Origin of the sequence: Nostoc sp. 2RC, assembly GCF_014222165.1 — a bacterium.
Classification (GTDB): Bacteria; Cyanobacteriota; Cyanobacteriia; order Cyanobacteriales; family Nostocaceae; genus Nostoc; species Nostoc linckia.
Genome location: NZ_JACKZU010000709.1, coordinates 1 through 1,306 on the forward strand (window position 1 = coordinate 1; position 1,306 = coordinate 1,306).

The 1,306-nt window shown below is 47.8% G+C and carries 1 protein-coding gene; it reads right to left on the reverse strand.

Translation table 11 applies throughout. From position 1 onward, the window contains the following. Nucleotides 1-82 precede the first annotated feature (82 nt). The gene (locus tag GNE10_RS34565) at nt 83-1,081 is read right to left on the reverse strand and encodes an aldo/keto reductase (RefSeq protein ID WP_185570512.1); all 999 of its coding nucleotides are present in this window, start codon (nt 1,079-1,081) and stop codon (nt 83-85) included. Between the last annotated feature and the right edge of the window lie 225 nt (nt 1,082-1,306).

Genomic DNA, 1,306 nt, shown 5'->3' on the forward strand with positions numbered 1-1,306 from the left:
TTCCTTTTCCCTTTAACCTGGTTGGTGAGCTTGCCGAACCATAACCTTTTCCCCTGCTCCCTACCTCCCCATCTCCCCTTCCCTAACGCAGAGAATCTCCCCTGCGATATTCGGCCGTGAGGTTATCTAATTTTTGTTTCAAATTGTCATCGAGTTTGACTTCCACAGCCTTAAGGGTGTCAGCAAGTTGTTCTGGACGGCTAGCACCAACAATCGGGGCGGTGATAATTGGATTGGCTAAAACCCAAGCTATGGCTAAGGTAGTCAAGGATAAACCTGAAAACTCGGCCACTGTGCGTAATTCTTCCACAGTATTAAACTCGCGATCGCGCCAGTAGCGTTCTTGATAACGTTCTGCGGCTGCACCCAAGGTGAAACGCGTTCCTGGGGTGGGGCCTTGAGTGAAACTATGTTTACCACTAAGTAAACCCCCTGCTAAGGGATTGTATGGAATTACACCCAGTCCTTCTTCTTGCGCTAGGGGCAATAATTCCCGCTCAATTTCCCGGAACAGTAGGTTATAGCGGGGCTGAATCGATACGAAACGAGTTAAATTACGTACTTCCGCACGACCCAAAGCACGGCTGAGCCGATAAGCTAAAAAGTTAGAAACCCCGATATAGCGCACCTTCCCAGCACGAACTATCGTATCTAACGCTTCTAGAGTTTCATCAAGGGGGGTCGAAGCATCATCGGAGTGCAATTGATACAAGTCAATATAATCAGTTTGCAGTCGTCTTAGAGAAGCATCGATGGCATCCAAAATATGTTTGCGCGAAGCACCTTGATCCCAAGGTGCAGGGCCAACCCGACCTACAGCCTTAGTAGCCAGAATAAAATGTTCGCGTTTCCCTTTTAACCAACGCCCAATGATTTCTTCGGTGCGTCCAGCTGTGGTAACTCCACCACCAAGGGGATAAACATCGGCTGTATCCAAAAAGTTGATTCCAGCATCAGCCGCCGTGTCCAGGATTTGCCTAGAAATTTCTTCCTCTGTCTGCAATCCAAAGGTCATAGTACCCAGACAAAGACGCGAAACCGTCAATCCAGTTTTACCGAGTTTAGTTGTTGATAATGTCATGGTGTTCTTTTATTAAAACGGATTGGGTATTGGGAGTGGTGACAGTTGACAGTTGACAGTTGACAGTTGACTGGGGAGTTATTATTCTCCCTTGTCTCCCCTACTTCCCTACTTCCCTGCTCCCCTGCTCCCATACCCCCTCATCTCCCAATACTTGTCGGGTTTTGGGGGAAAGGGAAAGGGGAAAAGGGAAAGAAAAAACCTTTAACCCTTACCCTTTAACCC

Bases quoted from the DNA above. Each gene is read 5' to 3' on its own strand.
- GNE10_RS34565 (WP_185570512.1), bottom strand. From the start codon at position 1,081: ATGACATTATCAACAACTAAACTCGGTAAAACTGGATTGACGGTTTCG.